The sequence below is a fragment of the Deltaproteobacteria bacterium genome, assembly GCA_020845775.1.
GTDB lineage: Bacteria > Bdellovibrionota_C > UBA2361 > SZUA-149 > JADLFC01 > JADLFC01.
Genome location: JADLFC010000128.1, coordinates 1 through 23,252, shown reverse-complemented (window position 1 = coordinate 23,252; position 23,252 = coordinate 1). Strand labels below are relative to the sequence as shown.

General features: G+C 42.0%; 21 protein-coding genes. 18 read left to right on the top strand and 3 right to left on the bottom strand.

Features of this window, described 5'->3' with window-relative positions; genetic code table 11:
* Window positions 1-135: 135 nt before the first annotated feature.
* Entirely contained in the window at window positions 136-1,293 is a 1,158-nt protein-coding gene (locus tag IT291_08665) for an ATP-binding protein (GenBank protein ID MCC6221295.1), read from the top strand.
* Between the two features lie 347 nt (window positions 1,294-1,640).
* Window positions 1,641-2,768, top strand: a complete 1,128-nt coding sequence (locus tag IT291_08660; protein MCC6221294.1) for a glycosyltransferase — start codon at window positions 1,641-1,643, stop codon at window positions 2,766-2,768.
* A gap of 40 nt (window positions 2,769-2,808) precedes the next feature.
* Here the strand turns inward: IT291_08660 and IT291_08655 are convergent, their stop codons facing one another.
* Window positions 2,809-3,924 (bottom strand): hypothetical protein, encoded by a 1,116-nt coding sequence (locus IT291_08655; protein MCC6221293.1) that lies wholly within the window; start codon window positions 3,922-3,924, stop codon window positions 2,809-2,811.
* 238 nt (window positions 3,925-4,162) lie between these two features.
* Here IT291_08655 and IT291_08650 point away from each other — a divergent pair, with 238 nt between their 5' ends.
* From IT291_08650 to IT291_08635, 4 genes are all read left to right on the top strand, one after another.
* On the top strand, window positions 4,163-5,308 hold the full coding sequence (locus IT291_08650; GenBank protein ID MCC6221292.1) for a glycosyltransferase: 1,146 nt from the start codon (window positions 4,163-4,165) through the stop codon (window positions 5,306-5,308).
* Between the two features lie 106 nt (window positions 5,309-5,414).
* Window positions 5,415-6,059 carry a hypothetical protein gene (locus IT291_08645; GenBank protein ID MCC6221291.1) on the top strand — a complete coding sequence of 215 codons (645 nt, stop codon included), beginning with the start codon at window positions 5,415-5,417 and terminating at the stop codon, window positions 6,057-6,059.
* Between the two features lie 64 nt (window positions 6,060-6,123).
* Window positions 6,124-6,783: a class I SAM-dependent methyltransferase gene (locus tag IT291_08640; protein ID MCC6221290.1), complete on the top strand. Its 660-nt coding sequence runs from the start codon at window positions 6,124-6,126 to the stop codon at window positions 6,781-6,783.
* 4 nt (window positions 6,784-6,787) lie between these two features.
* Window positions 6,788-7,822: a class I SAM-dependent methyltransferase gene (locus IT291_08635; protein MCC6221289.1), complete on the top strand. Its 1,035-nt coding sequence runs from the start codon at window positions 6,788-6,790 to the stop codon at window positions 7,820-7,822.
* A gap of 31 nt (window positions 7,823-7,853) precedes the next feature.
* Here the strand turns inward: IT291_08635 and IT291_08630 are convergent, their stop codons facing one another.
* The gene (locus IT291_08630) at window positions 7,854-10,466 is read right to left on the bottom strand and encodes an AMP-binding protein (GenBank protein MCC6221288.1); all 2,613 of its coding nucleotides are present in this window, start codon (window positions 10,464-10,466) and stop codon (window positions 7,854-7,856) included.
* Window positions 10,467-10,536: 70 nt separating this feature from the next.
* Between IT291_08630 and IT291_08625 the strand changes: the two genes are divergently transcribed.
* The 12 genes from IT291_08625 to IT291_08570 all read left to right on the top strand — a co-directional run bounded on the left by IT291_08625 (window position 10,537) and on the right by IT291_08570 (window position 22,164).
* Window positions 10,537-11,331: a hypothetical protein gene (locus IT291_08625; protein MCC6221287.1), complete on the top strand. Its 795-nt coding sequence runs from the start codon at window positions 10,537-10,539 to the stop codon at window positions 11,329-11,331.
* A 36-nt stretch (window positions 11,332-11,367) separates the two neighbouring features.
* Entirely contained in the window at window positions 11,368-12,693 is a 1,326-nt protein-coding gene (locus IT291_08620) for a hypothetical protein (GenBank protein MCC6221286.1), read from the top strand.
* A 38-nt stretch (window positions 12,694-12,731) separates the two neighbouring features.
* A complete protein-coding gene (locus IT291_08615; protein ID MCC6221285.1) occupies window positions 12,732-13,733 on the top strand; it encodes a Gfo/Idh/MocA family oxidoreductase in 1,002 nt (333 codons plus the stop codon).
* A 14-nt stretch (window positions 13,734-13,747) separates the two neighbouring features.
* Complete coding sequence (locus tag IT291_08610; GenBank protein ID MCC6221284.1) at window positions 13,748-14,893, top strand: DegT/DnrJ/EryC1/StrS aminotransferase family protein; 1,146 nt, start codon at window positions 13,748-13,750, stop codon at window positions 14,891-14,893.
* Between the two features lie 4 nt (window positions 14,894-14,897).
* A complete protein-coding gene (locus IT291_08605) occupies window positions 14,898-15,893 on the top strand; it encodes an NAD(P)-dependent oxidoreductase (protein ID MCC6221283.1) in 996 nt (331 codons plus the stop codon).
* A gap of 12 nt (window positions 15,894-15,905) precedes the next feature.
* Window positions 15,906-16,916: an N-acetylneuraminate synthase family protein gene (locus tag IT291_08600; protein MCC6221282.1), complete on the top strand. Its 1,011-nt coding sequence runs from the start codon at window positions 15,906-15,908 to the stop codon at window positions 16,914-16,916.
* A 16-nt stretch (window positions 16,917-16,932) separates the two neighbouring features.
* Window positions 16,933-18,750 carry an asparagine synthase (glutamine-hydrolyzing) gene (gene asnB, locus IT291_08595; GenBank protein ID MCC6221281.1) on the top strand — a complete coding sequence of 606 codons (1,818 nt, stop codon included), beginning with the start codon at window positions 16,933-16,935 and terminating at the stop codon, window positions 18,748-18,750.
* Window positions 18,751-18,765: 15 nt separating this feature from the next.
* Window positions 18,766-19,884, top strand: coding sequence for an N-acetyl sugar amidotransferase (locus tag IT291_08590; GenBank protein MCC6221280.1), 1,119 nt, complete (start codon window positions 18,766-18,768; stop codon window positions 19,882-19,884).
* Window positions 19,881-20,222, top strand: coding sequence for a hypothetical protein (locus IT291_08585; GenBank protein ID MCC6221279.1), 342 nt, complete (start codon window positions 19,881-19,883; stop codon window positions 20,220-20,222). The genes IT291_08590 and IT291_08585 overlap by 4 nt, the downstream gene beginning before the upstream one ends.
* A gap of 12 nt (window positions 20,223-20,234) precedes the next feature.
* Window positions 20,235-21,179 carry a methionyl-tRNA formyltransferase gene (locus IT291_08580; GenBank protein MCC6221278.1) on the top strand — a complete coding sequence of 315 codons (945 nt, stop codon included), beginning with the start codon at window positions 20,235-20,237 and terminating at the stop codon, window positions 21,177-21,179.
* 281 nt (window positions 21,180-21,460) lie between these two features.
* Complete coding sequence (locus tag IT291_08575) at window positions 21,461-21,988, top strand: nucleotidyl transferase AbiEii/AbiGii toxin family protein (GenBank protein MCC6221277.1); 528 nt, start codon at window positions 21,461-21,463, stop codon at window positions 21,986-21,988.
* Window positions 21,985-22,164, top strand: coding sequence for a hypothetical protein (locus IT291_08570; GenBank protein ID MCC6221276.1), 180 nt, complete (start codon window positions 21,985-21,987; stop codon window positions 22,162-22,164). The genes IT291_08575 and IT291_08570 overlap by 4 nt, the downstream gene beginning before the upstream one ends.
* A 260-nt stretch (window positions 22,165-22,424) precedes the next feature.
* On the opposite strand, the gene IT291_08565 is transcribed toward IT291_08570, so the two are convergent.
* On the bottom strand, window positions 22,425-22,994 hold the full coding sequence (locus IT291_08565) for a hypothetical protein (protein ID MCC6221275.1): 570 nt from the start codon (window positions 22,992-22,994) through the stop codon (window positions 22,425-22,427).
* Window positions 22,995-23,252 lie beyond the last annotated feature (258 nt).

Genomic DNA, 23,252 nt, shown 5'->3' with positions numbered 1-23,252 from the left:
GGTCAATGCAAAAGTTGCAACTGCCGCAACGATCGGGTTCCAGCAAAGCAACGGTTTGGCTTTCGCTTTTTATATCGATTTGCTATAATTACAATATCTTAGATATGTAATTATAGTTTACTACTTCAATAATACATGCATAAACGAATCTTAGATTTAAATTTGTCGCAAAAGGAGACTTGTTTTCTTTGGGGGCCGCGACAAACCGGAAAGAGCACTTTGCTTCGCGTACTTTTTCCCAAGGCAAAGCGATATGACTTACTTTTGTCTTCGGAATTTCGGCGCTTAACACAAGACCCCGACATTCTTCGAGAAGAGTGCCTGGCCCTAGGACTTAGCGCCGATACTCAAGTCGAACCCATAATAATTGACGAAATTCAAAAAATCCCGGAGTTACTAGATACCGTTCACTGGCTCATAGAAAACAAGGGTTTAAGGTTTTTGCTATGCGGCTCAAGCGCCAGAAAAGTAAAACGCGGACATGCCAATCTTTTAGGTGGGCGCGCAGTGCGTTACGAACTGTATCCGTTAGTTTTTCCCGAAATCGACAACTTTTCTTTAGACCAAGCACTTAATCGCGGATTATTGCCACGACATTATAGTAGCGAACACTACCCTCAGCTTTTGCGTGCCTACGTAGACGATTATCTAAAAGAAGAAATTCACTCTGAGGCACTAGTGCGAAATTTGCCTGCTTTTTCGCGCTTTCTTGAAGTTGCGGGAGTGATGAATGGTGAGATCGTAAATTACACTAATATCGCAAGCGATGTAGGCGTAAGCTCCTCAAGTGTAAAACAATATTTTCAAATTTTGGTAGATACCCTCATAGGAAGCTACCTACCAGTGTATCAAAAAAGAGCAAAACGTCGACTCATAGCATCGCCAAAATTTTATTTCTTCGATCTTGGTTTAGTCAACCACCTAGCAAAAAGGCAAAAAATTGAGCGCGGCTCGACGTCATACGGCTCTGCATTTGAGCATTTCATCTACCAACAACTCATTGCCCATTCGAGCTACCGACAACGGCATTATCCAATCTCCTATTGGCGAACAAGTAGCGGCTTTGAGGTCGATTTTGTTCTAGGCGATGAAGAGGTCGCGATTGAAGTAAAATCCACCGAAAAAGTTAACAATACACACCTCAAGGGACTCCGTGCTTTTAAGGAGGAACATTTGTTTAGACGCTATATCGTAGTGTCTCTCGATGCCAAACTTAGGCGCACCGACGACAAGATAGACATAATCCCTTGGAACATTTTCATGAAACAGCTATGGAACGACGAGCTCTTATAGCTTTGTGGCATACTAACCGGTCTGTTAGCTCCACCTCATCCCTCCCATCTACATGCTCTTCCCTGGCACAAAGGCCTACAAGAGCTTGGATTTTAGTAGGAAAAAAAAGCGGCAGTGTATACCATTTACAAAAAGGATTTTTGTAAATGGTATAAACAGCAAGTGCGTAAGCACTTGCCAATAAACAACAAATACCGTTTCCAAAAAGTAAAATATTTAACTTACTTTTTGGAAACGGTGTAGGCTTAGGGCAAATTCACTTTATTAGAAAAGATACCTGTCCCCCAACCATCTAAAAGGTTCGAGCAAAAAAGCGCGTTACGTACGATAGATAAAAGAACCTTTTTATGGGAAATTGCATAGTTTACATTCAGGAACAGCACCCCAATTTTACTGAATCATTTCTTCGCGCTGAAATCAATGAACTCTATTCGAGAAATTACGACGTAGCCGTCGTTACGCCAAAAATTATTCCAGAGTGCTTAAATGAATGCGCTTATCGGGAGCATATCTTTGCCTCTACTTGGTCCGACGATCCAACAATCAAATTAGATAACCTTACTGCCGAAGTAAAAAAACAAAATCCTCGCTATCTACACAGTCATTTTATTACCGAGGCCAAGCGCTACACCTTGCCCGTGGCCGAGCGCCTAAACATCCCATTTGGCTTTATGGTTCACGCCTACGATATTTGGCTACGCGGAGCGAGGATTGAGCCCGAAGAAATAAATCGCATCGCTAACCACCCACTCTGTGTCATTGCGGCATGCGAAGGCAGTAAACATCGCAATTACTTGCTCTGGTGTGGCGTTCCCGAGGAGAAAATTATTGTCACCCCTAACTGCGTAGACGAGCGCTGCCTCCCCGAGCCTAAAACACAATACGCAAACTCCGTAAAAAAAATAATGGCAGTTGGCCGACCAGTTATAAAAAAGGGGTTTTTTGTGGCCATAGATGCCCTCAGGCTCTTACACCTAAGAGGGTACAACGAAATGGAACTTGAAATAGTTTTTGGTTCTGATCTTCAGCGAGACCTAGCCCCAATTCTCATGCAATACGCCAAAAATTTCCCTTTCATAAGATTTACTCCAAAAACGCCACATCCTCAAATCTTACAAAAAATTAAAGATGCCGACGTCCTTATAATGCCATGCATAGTATCCGTGGATGGCGACTCAGATGGGATACCAACGGTGTTATCTGAAGCAATGTTGCTCGGCACACCAGTAATTTGTACAGACGTTGGAAGCGTTACCGATCTCGTGATACCAGAAAAAACCGGATTTCTCGCTCGCGTAGGCGATTCGGCTTCTTTAGCGGAACGCATAACGGATGTAGACTCTCTGCTAAAACAGACTACAGAGCTAACACAACTTATAGCCAGGGCGAAGCGTCAGGCAGCTAAACATTCAGCCCTGTCAAGCGTCAATTCCTTAGCTAAGCACCTAGAAATCGTTCTTGGGCGTTTTTGCTAACAAAGGACGAGCAGAAGATCTTGTTGGTGCTTAGCGGCTGCTACGACAACAGGATCTCTTGTCCATCTGGGTAATAAGTTGGATTGATGCGATGTTTCTTAATGTTAGCAAGAAATGACTGTGCTATGGGCTGCTTTTCAAGATCTTCGATTATTCGTATCGCTTCGTCTTTGCATCCAACATACGCAAGAGCTGCTGCGTGCTGCAATGTGGCATATACTGTTGTCTGAAGATCTCCCCTTTCGCTCGCCTTTCTAATCAGAACAGGGAAGAGACGGTTAAAGTTATCAATTCCGAAGCCAATAGGAGTGTCGGGAAATCGAGCTTCTATGATTCCAGGATCCAAGCTACGCGTTAACCGAAACACATAAGTTGTTCGCACAAACGCAACAAGCTCAAAAAAATCCTCGAATAACGAAAAGAAAACTGGCAACCAGAAGCAAGACCTCCATCTGTAGTCCTGGGAAATAACATAGGCGCCTGGCTCTACGCATTTGCTCATTTCTAGGGTTAGGTACTTAATCGAGTACCACGATTTACAGCCATCATTAAAGACAACCTCGAATTTGATATTTGGATCCAATATTAATAGACTTTCCTGGGATCCGATCCCTTCCCTGCTACCAGGTAGGTTCTTTTTGTGAACTGAGAGCAAGTTTGAGTACGACTGATTCCGATGCAGCTCCGTAAAAACCTCCAGAAAATCAGGGAAATCCGCAGCGTTTTCCAGACGAACTCGAACCTCAGATGCAAGCATCGCCGAGCTAAACAGTGGGCTCAATGTTTGCAACAGAGCCTGACGATCATAGTATTTCCCGAAACGGTCATAAGTGTGCAACTGGCAATTAGGATCGCGCTTTTCATTTGCAAACATCCCTAGCGCTATCGCTCTTGTGCTTGAGCCGAGAAATGGACCAATTTCGAGCACATTCCTGTTGCCAGTCCAAATAGTCGCAAGAAAATTATAAAGAAAGAGCTTTTCACTAGAGCTCAACTCACCTGGTACCGCATTCAAATTTTTTTCCAGATCCGCAGTATGGAAATTTGCGCTAAATATTTTTCCAAATAGCTTCGAATATAACTCCTCACCTAATGCAACTTTAATGGTGGGATCCAGTAACCAGCGGCAAGCCTTCTCAAGAAAAGAGTTAACCATTGAATCATCCCCCGCTTTACGAGCCCATAATTACTTCTTCTCATTGAAAATAAAATGCTAAGTTTTTCCCGTAGTTTCAAAATTGTTTAATGTTCCCCATGAAAAATGAGCACTTATTCGGGGGGATCCCATTCTTCGTACTGCGATAATCACCCTTGATTTCGAGCGTCTACTGCGATACTCCTAAAAACCATTAGTCACCTTTATCAAATCTCTCAACTCAGATCGGGGGAAAACAATGAAAATCGCATTCATTGCGCATGTGTTTCCTAGGCTTTACAATACCTTTATCCTAAATGAGATCACAGAATTAATTAACCAAGGTCATACCGTTCATATCTTCTCCATCAATCGCTCAATGGATCGCGCCATTAATGAAGATGTAATAAAATATGATCTTCTTAGAAACACACATTATTTTGACGAATATCTATTAAGCAATCACGGAGACACCATAGTCTCAGAAAAATATTCATCGTACTTTAGGGATAATATACGTGCATTTCGACCGATCGCCGAAAAAATAAAGGCCGAAAAATTCGATTTTATTCACGGAATTCTAGGCAACAGACCAGCAACCGCCGCAATGATTCTATCTAGTCTATGCGGCACTCCATTTAGTTTTGAAACCCATGCCTTTGACCTATTTGTCGACTTCCCTTTTTCTCAAGAAAAATTTTCAACTGTGTCATTCATTTCAACAATATCTCAATATAACAAAAATTTCCTAGTCAACGCTCTCGGTGCTCCTCAGAATAAGGTACACATAGTTCACATTGCACCGAACAAACTCATGCTAGATTCAATCCCAGCAAAGCCGAGAATGCGAAATTTAGTTGTTTCTGCGGCAAGACTGCATCCGATTAAAGGGTTTTCGGACGCGCTAAAGACTATCGCGGCCTTAAAAAAAGATATCCCAGATATAAAATATATCATTATGGGCGATGGGCCACTAAAACAGAATCTGCTTGAAGAATCCCAAGCCCTAGGGTTAGGCGAAACAGTAGGTTTTGTATCCCATATAACAAATGAAGCCACTTGTTCAGTAATTAGACAGGCCGCCGTATTTTTGCTCCCTTGCGTAATTGGGGCCGATGGTGACCGTGACGGCACTCCAACTGCAATCACTGAGGCGATGTATCTAGAAACACCAATTGTATCGTCTAATTTAAGCGGGATTCCAGAACTCGTCGACGACGGAGAAAACGGTTTTCTCGTAGAACCAGGTAATGTTAAGGCGTTAACAAGCGCTGTTCACAAGCTTTTGTTAGACGATTCCTTAAGAACAGCTATGGGCCACTCGGGACGACGAAAGATAGAGCAAGATTTCAATATACACACAAACGTTGCAAAGCTGGTTAACCTCTGGAAAGCTAACATGTAACAACTTGTCGTAGATACCGATTCATTAGCATAGCAATGAAATCCTTATGCCTCTCCTGAAACATAGTCTTGTTCACATAATACAGGCTAGAATGGGTTCCACTAGGTTGCCAGGGAAATCATTATATCTGATAAAAGGCAAACCTATGCTACAATATTTACTGGATTCATTGATTCAATACGCAAGTCTAGATTCTTTAGTTATCGCCACAAGCACAAATATCGAAGATGATAAGATAAAAGAATTCGGGAACAGTCGTGGTGTTTATGTATTTCGAGGCGACCCTATAAATGTCGCCTCTAGATTCAGAGATATACTAATAGAACGCCCTAGGGCGAGTTGTTTTGTTCGTATTAATGGAGATAGCCCGCTATTGGACTACAGACTTGTTGCACAAGCAGAAGAACTTTTCTGTAATAGCGAAGTGGATATTGTATCGTCTGTTATTAACGGGTCGTTACCATCTGGCATGAATGTAGAAGTTATTAAATCTGAAACTTTTATCAAAGCGTATAACAGCTTCGCAAAGCCGGAGCACTTTGAGCATGTTACGAGATATTTTTATGAGAACAAGGAGTTATATACGATAAGTGGTTTTCCAAGAATATTGAACAATACCGACCGCTATAAATTTGCCATAGACACTATGGAAGACATGGAACGAATGACTAAGTTTATACATATATTGAATAAACCGCATTACTACTATGCACTTAAGCAGAAATGCGAAATCTACGACACTTTGCTTTAGCAAATACAAACTTGGGGAGAAAATTATTGTCATGGACTACCTGTCACGGAACGTAGAGCACCATATGAAAGCTTATGAGTCGGGTTACGGCATTCGCTTTCCTGAAAGTCATGTGATTCGGGTATATGAGCGGATACTAAAATATGAATTTAATTTATCAGGTAGCGCTGGGGAGGCCATGTTAGATTTCGGTTGCGGAAATGGAACGCACTGCGAGTATTTTAACGAGAAGGGCTTTGATGTGCATGGGGTAGATGCCGATAAGGGAGCTATAGAAATATGCAAAGAGAGGTTTCCTAGTATTCACAATAAGTTTTCGGTGGTTCCTCCTAACCCCGAGAGTTATTCCACTAGTTTTTTTGGAATTGAATTCCGTTTTATTTTATCAAACCAAACTCTCTATTATTTATCCGATGGAGCACTGGAGCTATGTTTAGAGTCGTTGGCAAATCAACTGGGCGCCAATGGCATCATAGTGGCAACTATGATGGGAACTAAGAATTGGTTTTTTGACCACTCCCTAGACGTAGGTAATGGCATAAGCAGAGTTGAGTTAATAAATAGGCAAAATAACGTCTCCTTTATTAATTTTACTTCTTCAGAAGAAGACTTAATTAACAAGTTCCGAATTTTCGAACCGCTACATATTGGTTACTACGATTGCATAATTCGCTCTGACGAAGGAAGTAACTTTCATTACTTATTTGTAGGAAAGAAAAGATAATATTATGTCAGAACCAAAACGTCGTTTCGGAAAGCAAATCGATTACTACAGTCTTGGCAAGTCTTTTGCTGACTATAGGTTGTTCATGGAACACATGCAGGAGAAGGCCGAGGCATTATGGTGCGCTGCAAATAGAGACGGAAAAATAGCCAGAATTTCTATTTGTCCAATATGCAATAGTGAGGACACTGTACCCGTAATCAACTATGCGAAATTCGATTACCTAAGATGCAATAATCCACAATGCCAACATGTATTTGTTGCGAGCTTGCTAGATAGGGATTATGCAGACAAATTTTTCGCGAAAGATGAACAATATAGCGACAAGAATTATTGCAGTGTAGACAAGATTAATTACAGAGTTGAAAATATTGCTAAACCCAAGGTCAAATATATTCTACAGCATACAAAAGATAGCTTACCTGGAGCCTGGCTGGATGTAGGTTGTGGTTCGGGTGAGATACTTTTTGCAGCCAAGAATATGGGATGGGACGGAATAGGTTTAGAGCTTAATGATAGCTATGCATCGTTTGGCAAGCGACATTTCGGAATAGATATATTGAATAAAACTCTCGAAGATTATTTAAGCACGGGGAGGCAGTTTGATATTATTTCCTTTATTGGCGTTTTGCATTGCGTGGTAAACCCGCTAGAGCTTCTTAAACAGTCATTAGTCGCCCTTAAACCAAATGGAATAATAGCAGCTGAAATATCAAACTTTAATTCCCTTACCTCTGCTGCTGTTAGAACTTTTCCGAAACAGCCAACGAGAAGTTTTTATAACGGAATAACCACTAATCATCTGTTTACAGAAGAATCTGCGATCTATTTGTTTTCCGAATGTCGACTCAATATCATCGCTGTCTGGCATTTCGGCGCTGATATCTATGAATTACTAAATCAACTAAGTTTCTTGTATAGTGCATTTGCAGGAAGCAAGCTGCATGAAATGATCGTAGGACTCGCCAATGACTTTCAGCTAAGCCTCGATAAAAGAAAGCTCAGTGAAAAAATGCTATTGATTGCAGCACGAAAATGAGAACGTGCAACTGTTGACTTCCACTACCATGTCATCTGTAACAGATGACCTTGGCGGGCACTCCTGCACAAACTGCAAAAGCAGGAATATGGCCCCTTACTAGCGAATTTGAAGAAACTATAGCACCTTCTTCAATATTTGTGTTTAGCAATATAGAAGCTCCAGAGCCAATCCACACATCGTCTCCAATTGTGATTTTCCCGTGCTGATGTGCCTGCTCTCGAACAAAGGCACTCCTAACTGTCTTATGACTGGAAGAATTGACATTTACGTTGCCAGCAAGTAGTGCAAACTCCCCTATCAATGTTACGCCACCAGAATTAATAATAGTATTATAACCAATTTCAGAGCCATAGCCTATTTCAATTCTCCCCTCTCTGGCCGCCACTAAACGCACACTGCTGTCCAATATCACTCTATCACCCAGGATTATCTTCCCATTTTCGCGATTCCGCAGGTCAACATTGTGACCAATAGTAACATTATCGCCAATGACTATATTGCTAGGCATCCCTCTCAGCTTTACATATACTTTGCCCAAAAATCTGACATTCTTGCCTATCCTAATTCCAGCGAGTTTAAAGAGCCCACTATAACAAAAGGAAGATCTTATTGGCCATATATTAATAATACGTTCCCATATTGGAGCAGTAGAACTAATGCCACTTGAAACGGATCTTAATCGATTATAGCTCTCGTTGCGTTCGTGTTTACATCTATCCGTACGGTCTGTTTCCGTTGATGAAATGGGAAGTCTTGCTAGAAGCGATTCTATATGACGCAGTGTTTCAAAGTTTTCCACAGTCCAATATTGTTCTGGAATTTCTAGCTCATAATTTTCTTCAAGTGCGCCTATAAGTTCTATAAATGCAAACGAATCTAGCAGTCCAGATTTAAAGAGGCTCGTATCCTCCAGAATCCTAGAACTGTAGTCTGAGGGAATTATGCGTTGTACGACATCTCGTAGATTCTTTGATTCTTTGCCTTGTTGATTTACTTGACTATATGCGCCCTCTAGATATGCTTGCTTGTTTAGATGTCTGGAGATCTTTCCGGCTGTCCCTTTTCTTAGCGTCATGTGAGGAAGTATTATTATATCAGCTACAGAAACGTTTAGACTGTTAAATATTTCACTCCTAATATCGAGCGTATTGATCTTAGCCGAAGGATCTTTCGCTTCCGCCAGGACGATGATTTTTTCAGTTCCAACTCTTTCATCGCAGACTCCAAAAACCAAGTTTCTCCCGGGAATCAGTCCTTCCCATCTATTTAGAATGAGTTCTATATCTTGTGGGTAGATGTTTTCACCGCCAACTATTATTAGATCTTTTTTTCTGCCACATATATATAATTCACTATCGTGAAAAAAACCAATATCTCCTGTGTGAAACCATCCATCAACGATCGAACGCTTAGTCTCTCCTTCGTTGTTTAGATACTCATCGAGCATACAATTGCTCTTAATAAAGATCTCTCCTGCTGTATTCTCCTCAAGTATGTTATTTTGGTCGTCTCTTATACTTATCTCAATATTATCGAGTGGCTCTCCAACGCTCGAGAAAGATAATGAGCTATCGAGCCGTGGCACGATGCGATTATCTTTTTGGAAAGAATTGCGATTAACTGCAAGAAAACGCGGTGGGCCCTTTCTAGTCGATGACATCGCAAAGGTATTTTCTGCCATTGCATAACAGTTAAAGATATTAGAATTGTTTATACCGATCGATGAGAATTTTTCGGCAAAGTGATCGCAGGTCTCCTTCAGTAGAGGTTCTGAGCAGCAAATTATTTGTTTAATGGAGCCCAGGTTATAAAGGTGTATATCAGATGATCTAATGCTTTTTGTTAGATGGCCTAAAGCAAAATTTGGCAGCCACACATGCGTACATTGGTACTTTGTAATTGCTTCAAACAGTATTTTAGGGTTGCGAACCCAATCAAATGGAGACATAAGATATAATGGAATCCGCTTAATAAAAGGCATCAACGTGCACGCAACGAGACCCATATCGTGGTAATGAGGCAGCCACGACACTATCTTGCTATCTGAATCGAGCAAAAGGAACTTTCCATACGCTTCTAATTGATTAAAAAGCGCAGCTATGGATATCTGAATGCCCTTTTTGGCACCTGTTGTGCCCGAAGAGTACTGAACAAACGCCTCGCACCTTGCAACTGAAATATCTCCTATGTCTAATTGATCTAACAAAAATACTTCTTCAGGGGTAAAGTACCCGAGAAAAGACGAATCTGCGATCACATTCTTATTGCTAAAAAGAGAGTATATTTCGGAATAACAAACGATCAGCTTTATGCGATTGTAGCGAACCAAGGCTTCCGTGGAGTCGATAAACCTGTCGATTGTTTGTTTTGGAGATGGATAAGAGGAATATGCGGGCCTGGCGCCCAGCAATATGCCGGCAAAGAAACTCGCGAACAAATCAATCGATTCTTTTAACACAATCAGAATGGAATCGCCTTCCCCTATCCCTTTTTCCTGAAAAAATCGACAATAATCATAAGTGCGACTAATGACGTCCTTGTACCTGTAGGATGTTGCTCTTCCTTCATGTAGGAGATAAAGCCACGTCAGCTCGTGTTTAACATCTAATTTGTCAGAAAACAGCGATCTAAAAGATTCCACGGTTAAATTTTTCCAGCTATCCATGACGTATTAAGTTGCCACAAACTACACATGTGAGCATCTAAAATTCATGACACTATTACAAGACTCTATTGCTAAAGCACTTTCCGCTCTGGATTACAACCTAGCATCTCAGCTCGCCCTATCCCATGCTAAAAGCGTTAAGACCATAGAAAGTTATATAGACGCCTGTGGAATAATATATAAAGAAGGCAACTATGAACTTTCGCAGCACATAGCTGCTGAACTTTGCAAGCACGCAACTAACTATAGCGCGCCGCTGTTAACTATTTTTGCGCTTTCGTTAATATCCAACAAACAGACAGCACACGCTAAGGAAGTATTAAGAGCTCTTGTAGTTGTTAATCCTGAGTCGAGTAGCTGGGCGAATGAATTAGTTGAGAGCAATGAGAAAGATTTAGTTCTACAAATGTCCAGAAGCAGTCAGCTCGAGGCAAATATTCTCAGAGCATATTCCATCAATAAGGATAACATCATACATGTCATTTTATCTATTCGATGCAAGAGTTGCCTAAATGAATTTCGTTATTCTATCAAAGGTAGCTTATTTAGATTTGATATTATACCGTGCGACAAGTGCTTCCACCCATGCGTTACAAGACCTAGACTAGTGGCGAGTCATCTACGAAATTCTAGCAAAATCGGAACTTTCGAAGAGCTTTATGCCTTAGATCTACTCCTATGGTCATGGGTTCATAACTGGTGGAGACCAAAACCCTGTCCGAAAATGTCAATTACCGAAACATCAAATAACCTTTACTCAATGCTTTATTTTTCAATACGCCTTGCACTGGGAGAGGTTTATTCTAAGATCATAGCAAAGAAATCGGCAATGCGTAACTAAAATCATAGTCAACTCAAACTACATCATGCTACATTTATGAAAACTCGAGCTATCGTATTCTTTGGGTTATTTGATCGCATTAAGAGCGTGATAACAGAAATCATTGGTCAGTCGGATTGCTACGTAATATGTAATAACAACGATACAGATCTCAAGAAACAATGTAATGGCAGGCTTATTTTTCTCGATGAAGTCGTTGATATGCAGGCATGCACAGCGGCTGGCAACTTGGAGAGTGAAAAACGCTGCTACGAGTTATCTTCCTTTCTGTTTTCTAATCTAGGTGACTTACCATATAGTCAATATTTGGATACTGATTCCGAAAATGTCATTGCACGCGGCATTCAGGTTGGGCTTAGACTATATTATACTTATATCAACGGATTCAAAAAGCTATTGGAGCAGTTCGACATACGCTGCTCCGTGCTTTCTCCTTCGTACTTAGACAAATATCAGGCAGTAGCGGCTCTATCTAAAGTTTACGGCATTCCAAGCATACATCTACAACACGGCTCATGGATTACTAACGAAATATTATTGCCTGAAGTTTGCGATGTGGTAGCGCTAGCCGACAACTTTGGCTTGCAAATACTCAATCAGTTTCCAGTATCAGGGACTAAAAAATATGTGACTGGAACGCCATTTACATCAATAGAGTCCGACGACGTTCTAGATGTTTCTAAAGATAAACTGAAAAGAGCAGCGGCGAAAGAGCTTCTGCAACTCGATCCAAAGGCCAGCATAATTTTATATACTTGTCCTTTTATGGAGGGATTATACTTGACTAGTTCCTGTTTAGCCTTCCAGTTTGTTGAAACTCTCGAGAATATTATTAGCGTAGCCAAGGCACGTGAAGAAATGGGTAAACCAACAATAATAATTGTTAGGCAAAATCCCGGACGAACAGCGATAGAGGATGTGAATGCGATATTATCAGTTGGAGAAGAACTTAATTACAATAACTTGGTAGTGATTTCAGATCGGAAAGACTCCGTTATGACAGCAACTGACATAATAGTATCAAGCATGTCCGACTCCAGCGTATTGCTCGATGCTTGCGCAGCGGGACGTCCATGTGTCGCTATGCACATGTATCCACGTGGAGCGCATCTTATCGGCTGCACCATCATGAGTAATTACTGTAGCTTCGTCCAAGATTATGAGCAATTGAATGCAGAGATTAATGGCTTATTGGATAATGAAGAGTACTGGCTAAAAAGGCAGCATGATGGATATAAGTTTGCTAAAGGCCAGCGACCTTTTTCGGCTTATCAGGGACAAAAGAATATTGGTCGGCTCATAGTAGATGTTGCTAATCATAAGACAGTAAATTTTGTAACTCAGGAGCAGTTTAATAGCTAGGCTGAGCTATAGCCGATAAGTATACAAAGTTATTTTTTATGCTACGAGTGGGAGTGATAGGTTTAGGAGTTGGCGAGGCTCATTTGGAGGCCTATCGTGCTCATCCTGCATGCGAGGTGGTGGCTATTTGTGATTTCTCGGCCGAAAAGCAACAGCTAGCACATGAAAAATACCCTGATATTTTATGCGTCGATCAGGCGAATATCATTTTAACCGATCCTAACATTCATGTCATTTCAATTGCATCATTTGACAACTATCACATGGAGCACACAGTCACTGCCATTGAAAATGGCAAACATGTGTTCGTGGAGAAGCCCTTTTGTCTTTCAGAGATAGAAGCGCGAGCAATTAAAAAATCGCTAACAAGCAATCCACACCTTCGATTTTCTTCTAACCTAATATTGCGCTGTTGTCCAAGATTCATTGAGCTAAAGAAGATGATTGGCGATACGGAATTAGGACAAATCTCCTACATAGAGGGAGACTACAACTATGGGCGACTGCATAAGATTACCAATGAATGGAGGGGGCAAATTCCGTTTTATTCCGTTGTCTATGGAGGCGGACTGCATCTGGTGGACCTAATGCTTTGGCTCACGGGAGACAAGGTGATAGAAGTTTCTGCGCTTGGAAATAAAATTCACTCTGCGGGCACGCAATATCGCTATAATGATACTGTTATAGCCTTACTAAAATTCAGCTCTGGAGCAATTGGGAAAGTCGGCTCAAATTACGGTTGTGTATATCCACATTTTCATACATTAAACGTTTATGGGACTAAGGCAACTTACGTAAATGGTTTGAAACACGCACTCTTTTACACGTCCAGGAATCCGGACGAATCTCCTAGGCAACTCGACACTGCCTATCCGGGAGTAAAAAAAGGCGAACTAGTTTTTAGCTTCATTGAATCTATATTGCATGAGGGGAAAAAGCCCTTAGTTACATCAGAAGATGCGTTCCAAGCTATGGCAGTATGTTTTGCGATTGAGCAAGCAGTTAAGGAAGGTAATAGCGTTGTAGTTCGACAAATATAGCATAAGGTGACTAAATGGATAATATACCCTTTGGCAAGCCAGTGATTGGCCAGCAAGAGATAGACGCAGTGACCGAGGTTTTAAGAAGCGGCATTCTCGTTCATGGTCCAAAAACCAAGCAATTTGAGGAGAGCTTCAGTCTATTCACTAAGGCGCCCTATTCGCTTTCCGTAGCATCTTGCACCGCAGCCTTGCATTTGACTTACTTCTATTCAAGCTTAAAGCCTGGAGACGAAGTAATTGTCCCAGCACAGACACATACTGCTACAGCACATGCCGTTGAATTCTGTGGCGCAAAACCGGTATTTGTAGATGCAGAGCGAAAGACTGGCAATATAGATATAGACCAGATTGAAGCCGCAATAACCAATAGGACTAAAGCCATATCAGTCGTGCATTTCTTGGGAATGCCTGTGGATATGACGCGCGTTTGCAGTATTGCAGCAAAGTATCACTTGCTTGTAGTAGAAGACTGCGCCCTCGCTACCGGAACATATGTTAAAGGAGTACATGCTGGCCTTCTAGGTGATGTTGGCTGCTTTTCATTTTATCCTGTTAAGCACATGACCACGGCAGAAGGCGGGATGTTAATTACTAAGGATGATAAGCTAGCCGCTACCGTTCGATATACAAGAGCTTTTGGAGTAGATAGGGTAGTGGGCGAACGAGCAGTTCCTGGAGTCTACGATGTGACCATGCTTGGTTACAACTATCGCATGAACGAGGTTGCGGCCGCCTTAGGCATAGAACAACTAAAACGATTGCCAGACATACTTGCAGTCCGCGAACGCAACTACAACTTGTTAGAATCCTGCCTGAAGGATATCGATGAACTAACATTGCTTCAATCCTCGCATGGGGACTTTGTAAGTAGTCATTATTGCCTCTCTGCCATGCTTAACGATAGGCTCACTCCAAAACGAGTCGACATAATTGAAGGACTGAAGGCAAGAGGTTTTGGCTCTAGTGTATACTACCCACACCCAGTACCTCATCTAACATATTATAGTGAGAAGTACGGTTATTCAATCGACAGTAGTTTTCCCGTTGCAAGTTGGATTAGCAATTCATCAGTTGCACTTCCAGTTGGGCCTCATTTAAGCGAAGAGGACATTGTTAACCTAGCTAATGCGGTAAAGGACATTATTATAAGGGTTTGAAAAAATGGCTAAGGCAAAGAGTATAGCTCTTATCGGTGGAGCTGGTTTCATTGGTCACAACCTGGCAATACATCTAAAAGAACATGGTCATCAGCCATATATAATAGACAGTTTAGGGGTAAACAATATTCTTTCTTTTTCGTCAGCCGAAAACGAAATTGCCAACAAGTCCTTTTATAGAAATCTACTTAGAGCTAGGTTAACCCTCCTGGAAGAATATGACATTCCAGTTATCGTCCAAGATGCTAGAGAGTATCATCAACTATGTCACTTAATAGACAAAATCGAGCCAGACGTAATAATCCTATTAGCAGCAGTAGCCCATGCCGATCGCTCCAATAAGGATCCATATAATACATTCGATCACAGCTTGCGCACCCTTGAAAATTCACTGGATTTAGCTAGGAGTAGAACCAACCATTTTATTTTTTTCTCCTCGAGCATGGTGTACGGAAATTTCATTTCCGGCGAAGTTACGGAGGATACTGTTTGTAGTCCTCTTGGCATTTACGGTGCGCTCAAGTACGCTGGCGAGAAAATAGTTATTGCCTATAACCAGGTGTTTAGTCTTAACTATACTATCGTAAGGCCATCGGCCCTGTATGGCGAACGCTGCGTGAGCAGGCGAGTTGGACAAATTTTTGTTGAAAACGCCCTAAATAATATCGATATTACCGTAAATGGGGATGGGTCAGATCGCTTGGATTTTACCTATATTGATGATCTGACGCAGGGCCTTCGTTTGGTAATCGAGAACGACAACTCTCACAACCAAACCTTTAATCTAACATACGGTGAATCTCGTTCGATGTCGGAACTAGCACTTGTCGTGCAGGAATATTTTCCACAGCTCAACATCCACTACAAAGAGCGAGACCGCCTGATGCCAGATAGGGGAACTCTATCAGTGGAGAAGGCAAAACGGTTGCTGGGATACAGCCCTCAGTTTCCGATTGAGGCGGGCTTTAAAAAGTATATACAATGGTACAAATCCCTTTAGGATTGATCTCGAGTGAAAATAGCTAATTTCGACCTTTGCAAAAAAGTACTGATCATTGCTGAAATTGGCAATAGTCACGAAGGCGACTATGCACTAGCTGAAGAGCTCATCGCAAAGGCTGCCGAGGCCGGAGCAGATGCCGTAAAGTTTCAGACAATCGTTCCTGATAAACTAGTTTCAGTTAAGGATTCCGCTAGAATAAAACAGCTATCGAAGTTTCAGCTTTCGCCCGAGCAGTTTGCCAGCCTTAGCGACAAGGCCAAGCAGTTAGGGGTCATGTTCCTCTCAACGCCATTTTGCAGGAGTAGCGTTGATTTCTTAAATGAGTTGGTTCCAGCCTTTAAAATAGCTTCTGGGGACAATGATTTTTACCCGTTAATAGAAAAGATTTGTCAAACAGGAAAGCCAATTATCATTTCTACCGGTCTTAGTGACATTAACGAGATAAAAGTCACAAAGAACTTCATACTTTCCAAATGGCAGCAATGTGGCACAGCTAATCCTGGATTAGCGATACTACATTGCGTATGCAGTTACCCCACTCCCGCTGAGCAGGTAAATTTGCTCGCTATACCCAAATTGCTAGAGATACATGATGTTGTTGGATACTCCGATCACAGCCTGGGAAATCGAGCAGCTATTAGTGCGGTGGCCTTAGGAGCACGAGTTATTGAGAAGCACTTCACAATAGATAAGAATTACTCCTCGTTTCGCGATCATCAACTGTCGGCTGACCCGAAAGACTTACAAGCACTAGTAGAAGAAGTGAGGAATGTCGAGATCATGCTTGGCCATCTGGGCAAGGTTTTGCAAGAATGCGAGCTAGAGAACAAGAATAAAGTTAGGCGATCAATCGTTGCCGCAAGAGACCTCGCTAAGGACGACATCATTGCGGAGACCGACTTAAGCTGGGTGCGCCCACGAGACGGTCTTTCTCCGGGCCAGGAGCATTTACTAATAGGCAAGCGCCTAAATCGTGACATTGGGAAGGGAACGAGAATCATTCTCGAGGATATTGCATAAAAGCAATCTGGTGCATATGTGTGGCATAGCTGGATTTATCGGTAAACGCGAGCTTGCAAAGAAAGACATAGAGCAAACTCTAGCGCTAATGCAGAACCGAGGCCCAGACAATCAGGCCTATCTAGACATTCAAGACAATGACACTAGAGTATATCTACTGCACTCACGCCTGAGTATAATAGACTTAGAGGCCCGCTCAAATCAGCCATTTACGCGAGATGCGCTTACTGTAATTTTTAACGGCGAAATTTATAATTACCTGGAACTGCGAGCTCGGTTAGTCACCCTTGGGCACGAGTTCATTACTCAATCAGATACGGAAGTGTTGTTAGCGACATATGCAGAGTTCGGAGAAGAATGTGTCAACTATTTTGAGGGAATGTGGGCATTCGCCGTATACGATCGCAATAGGCACTGCCTATTTATCTCCCGAGATAGGTTTGCTGAAAAGCCACTATATTACGTTGAAGACAAGGATGGATTTTTTTTTGGCTCAGAAATAAAATTTCTCAGATCCTTAGCCAATAAAACTTTTGCTATAAATAACAATCAGGTTTTTCGCTATTTAGTTAATGGATACAAGTCACTATATAAGGGCAATGAAACTTTTTTTTGCACAGTTAAGGAAGTTCCTTATGCCACGAACATAGTTGTGACGTCTAGTTCCGAGATTTCCAGCAAGAGGTATTGGGCGCCATCCGTTAGGCCGCGCGAGATGTCACGAGAGGAAGCAGTAAGCGGTATTAGGGATAAGCTAATCAACAGCCTCAGGCTTCGATTGCGATCCGACGTTCCCATAGCATTTTGTCTAAGTGGCGGAGTCGACTCAGGTGCATTGGTATCGATTGCGAAAAAATGCTTCAATACAAATGTTCATTCCTTCTCTATCGTCGATCCAGATGAGAGGTATAACGAATTAGACAACATAGAAACAACCGTTAGGGATGTAGGCTGTAGAAATACTCTTATTCATCTAGAAAAAGAAACATCAATAGATAATCTACGGGCCCTAATTAAGTATCACGATAGTCCAATTTCTACGATTTCGTACTATATTCACTCTTTTCTGTCGCGTGAAATTTCGAAATGCGGCTATAAGGTTGTCATTTCCGGCACAGCAGCGGATGAGCTTTTTACTGGGTACTATGATCATTTTAGTCTCCACTTATACGAAATTAGGCGGGACTGGAGATTTAAAACCGCATTAGCTGACTGGCAGCGATATTTAGCGCCTATAGTTAGAAATCCATATTTGAAGAACCCACTCCTTTACGTAGAAGACCCTACCGTAAGAGAGCATCATTATCTCAATAGAGACGTTTTTTCAGAGTTTCTTATAGAGCCATTTTTTGAAGAATTTACCGAAAACAATTTCTGTGATTCGCTGCTTCGAAACAGCATGCTTAATGAGCTGTTTGAGGAGGTCGTGCCAGTGATACTACATGAGGATGATTTGAATTCTATGTATTATTCCTTGGAAAACCGAAGTCCATTTCTCGATACGGAGCTATTCAACTTTGCTTACTCTATTCCAACAGTGCATTTGATTGAGCATGGCTATGGGAAATACCTATTGCGTGAGGCCATGAATGGACTGCTTAATGATAAGGTTAGGCTCGACAGGCAAAAGAAAGGCTTTAACGCATCCGTTGAATCCGTCTTTGATCTGGGATCGGCGGACTTTAGGCATTGGCTGCTGGACGATAGCCCTATTTACCGCCTAGTCTCGAAATCTCGTATCGAAAATCTTCTTAAAGACAACGCTCTGCCCAATAGCTATAGTAAATTCTTGTTTAACTTTATTAATAGCAAATTATTTTTTGAGCTCTATTGATATAGGAGCAGTCTGATGAAATATTGCAAAAGATGTATATTGCCAAACACTAGACCAGGGTTAATTATTGAAACTGATGGCGTATGCAATGCTTGTAAGGGCCATGATGAGAAATTGAGTTTTGATTGGGACACAAGAGCGAGGCAGTTTTCGAATCTACTACAGCAAGTCAAGCTACTAAATAGACCCTTTGACTGCATAGTACCGGTTAGTGGTGGAAAGGATAGCACATATCAGGTCGTTAAATGCCTTGAGCATGATCTTCATGTCTTAGCAATTACGTGGAAAACGCCTAGCCGAACGGAGATCGGACAGAAAAATCTCGAAAACTTAATTAGCCTTGGGGTGGATCACATAGATTATTCGGTAAACCCCGATGTCGAAAGAGAATTCACTTACAAGGCGTTATTAAACAAAGGTAGCGTAGGTGTGCCAATGCACTTCGGCCTCTACATTATTCCTCTTCGATTTGCTGTCGCCTTAAATGTGCCACTAGTTGTTTGGGGCGAGAGCCCGTACATGGAGTATGGTGGTTCGCAGGAGCAGCGGTGTAGCAATTCACTAGATAGGACATTTCTTATCTCACATGGAATTCTCCAAGGTACTATGATCGAAGACTGGATTGATACAGATCTAGACTCAAAGGACCTTGAGATTTACAAGCTTCCCACAGAAGAAGAGTTTAGCCGTGTTGGGTTACAGTCAATATTTATTGGATACTATTTTAACTGGAGTCCCCAAGAAAGTCTTGAGATAGCATTGAAGCATGGTTTTAAGGTACGAGACGAGGGGCCAAAGGTCGGTTATTACAACTTTGCTGATATTGATTGTGACTTAATATCAGTGCATCATTATTTTAAATGGCTAAAATATGGTTTTACCCGACTGTTTGACAACCTGTCGCTCGAAATCCGAAATGGAAACATTAGCAGAGAGCAGGCAGTTGAGATTGTGCGGAAAACTGGAGAGCAGGTGCCATACGACGACATAGAGCGCCTGTGTGAGTTTTTAAGGATTAGCGAGCAGCACTTCTGGGAGATTGCCGAAAAATTTCGAAACACCGATATATGGCATAGAGAAAGGGGAACCTGGATACTTAGGGATTTCTTGATTGAGGATTGGCACTGGCGATGAAAGTTATAGAGAAGCAGCCTCCTCGAAAATATAGAGTCGGTCTTAAGCAGCAGGTAGAAATATCGGATTGTGGTGAAATTTTTCTTGCAGAGAATGAGCAAATTACATTCATTAACCCTGATGAGCGACATTATGATTTTTGCGCTAAGGAATGGGGATATTACGCAACGCCTTCAGTAAACGGTAGACTCAAGGACGAGGGCTTTAAAACCGCGCTGGTTAGAAACTCGCAGGGCAGAGTATATGTTATGGTAGTCGATTCAAAAAGGCTTAACGAATTTCAGCAGTATCTGGACACTGAAAGAAACGAGGTTATTCAGTGGCTAGATGAATTATGAGAGAGCTGGGCTATGAAGATAGTTTTTTTTGGAAAGGGCACTCGTGGGCTAACCTGCCTAAAGGCATTACTTGAAAACTCTGCATCTGTTATTCTAGTAATCGGAATGCCCGGAAGTTGCGACGATAAGAGCGAGGCAGTTACGAGTTATGCTTTGGAAGTGGGCATACCGGTTTTATGCCCCGAGGACAATAATAATCCAGCTTTTATTGAGGAGCTATCCGCACTTAGTCCTGATTTGTTTGTCTTGGCAGGTTATGGAAAGATATTTAGAGAAAAGCTTATATCTGTCCCAAGTCTATACTGTCTAAATCTTCATGGTGGTAGATTACCTCAATACAGAGGTTCTTCTCCTCTTAATTGGGCACTGATTAATGGCGAAAGTTCGTTTGGGCTATCAATTATTAAGGTGGATGGTGGCATAGACACAGGCGATGTGGTTTTGCAGCGCTCGTTCCCAATTGGCCCCAATGACAGTATTAAGGATTTGCATGATACAGCGAATGCAGCATTTCCCGAGATGCTGCTTGAAGTGATGGAGCAAATAAGAAGCAATAAAATAGTGTTTAAGAAACAGTGCGAAGAGGAGGCCTCTTATTATCCTCTTAGGTTTTCAGATGACGGCTTGATAATATGGGATATGTTAACGGCAGAGGAGATTCATAATCGTATCAGAGCATTGACTACACCTTATCCAGGCGCCTTTACTTATTACTGCAACAGACGAGTCAATTTGTATTCTTCAGAATTGCTTTCGCAAAACTATTTTGGCGAAGCGGGGAGAGTATATAAAAAGGATAGAGGGAAGATGTTGGTTTGCGCTAAAGATAAATGCCTCTGGATTAAACAGGCGCAGTTTGAGGACTCTAGGGATGAGATCTACGGCACTGTTAAGCGCTATCAAAAGTTCATTACCACCCGAGATCAAACGGTGGCATCGATCCGAGGTATTGCCTAGTTTTATCGGCGAAGCCTTTTCGCTTTGAGCTGCTTATGCACAGCCCTTTCTTTTTGGCTTCTGGTGCGTCGCGTTACTGATACAAGTAGCGGCATAGGACTTTGAAAAGTTAATCCAAAAAAGAGAAGAAAGGGCTTTGTCGCCGGCTTTGATGATTCGCTTGCTTTTTACGGCAGAGACTTTGGCGGTTCGGGAGGTTTTTTCTTGTTTTAGGCCCCGCATATGGCATCAACGCTTTACCTCCAACATAGCAAAATGCTAATTAATGCCTTATGGAGATCTTGCGAACGATTTCATTTTATGCCGAGGCAAAGGACAAGGAGTTTTTGCTTATTGGCGGGCATGCCATTAATATCTACGGTTTGTCGCGGCAAACGGGAAATATCGATCTCGTCGTTCGACGAGATGACCGCAATTGGTGGTTGGAGCTGTTTTCGCGACTTAAGTATCAAGTAGGCCAAAATGACGACAAGTTCGCTAGATTTAGATCGGACATTTTGGGAGTTTGGCCTCTAAACTTGATGTTTGTTGACAATAATACGTTCGAAAAACTTTTGTCTCAAGCGACAGCTGCCCAAATTGGTCTAGCTCAAGTAAAAGCCGTATCCGCTCGCCATTTGGCTACAATGAAAATACACGCTCTCAAAATTTATCAGGCACACCGACATGTAAAAGACTATAATGACCTGTTGTGGCTTCTAAGATCTGGCAAAACACAGTTGTCACTTAGCGAGGTCGAAGAGCTATGCAACCGCTATGCCTCGAGTGAGCTTTTTGAGAAAATAAAACAGGACTGGAATAACAAATGACTTTACGAGACGACGATTTATTGGATCTTCCTGAGCCATCGGAGTTAATTTCAGCAGAAGTGGAGCTTACGCTGGATGAACTAATCGCTCTTTGCGAGCAAATGCTTCCTTACTGGAATGAAATCCGTTATGCAAATCCCGACCCGGCGTTTATCGGCGAAGCCTTTTGGCTTTGAGCTCCTTATGCATTGCCCTTTCTTTTTGGCTTCTGGTGCGTCGCGTTACTGGCTCAACACCCCAAATCACAGCACCCCACCCATAACCCTCTGAGCCCATGGGATACTTTAACTTAGTCAAAACCACTGCTCGTAACAGCTCAAAAAAGCAAAAGATTTTCATTTATACCATTTACAAAAAGGATTTTTGTAAATGGTATAAACAGCAAGTGCGTAAGCACTTGCCAATAAACAACAAATACCATCGAGTCGCCTTTCACTCAATCTGGTGGGCTCGACTTTGTCGCTACTCGGTCAAACCGGAAATGCCCGGTCTCTCCATAGCGGCGTAGAAGCTCAGCACTGAATACCTGATCTGGGAATGGATGTGGTCGCATTGCTAAAATTGGAGTTCTTGCAAGTCGCAAACTCATCTGAGTCGGTGTTCCTCCTTGATGATACGCTGGCGAGTATTCAAGATGCGCACGAATAAGACGTTCATAATCTACGGCTGTACCGATAATTGAGCGATTCTTTGACTTTGAAATTTCTGGCTTATAGAGATGCTCTAAGAACCTTGATATGACATAATCTGAAACGCCCTCATCATGTAGTTGCGGTTTTAAGCTTTCACCAAGCACCGCATTGAGGTAATGGATCTCCTTTCTTGAAATTTCGACTGCTAAAACCGGATACCTTGTAAGGCTATTGACGAAAAGCAGGTTTTTCTTTCGATTTAGGTAGAATAAGTGAGCGTACCAGCAGAAGAAAGGATCAACTTCAAGACTACCATATCCCACCGGCTCCTTTTCCAGCCCTAGCTCCTTAAGAGTCTTTGCGGAGCACTCCATTCTTGCATTGATCATCGTATTAGACTGGGTCATCGAGTATAATTACCTCCTGCTATTTTCTTGAGCAAGATGCTGGGGCTAATGTTCTATTTGGATAACTTGAAACGTCTTCTTCTCCTGGCCTTACCCAAAAAGCACCCAAGCGAATTAAAGCATTCTTGAAAGAGGGCAAATAATATACTTAGCGGGGTTCGTGAAATTATGCACCCCTTTTGCACCCAATTTTTGGGACATATTGAAATTTCCAGAAATCGCTAT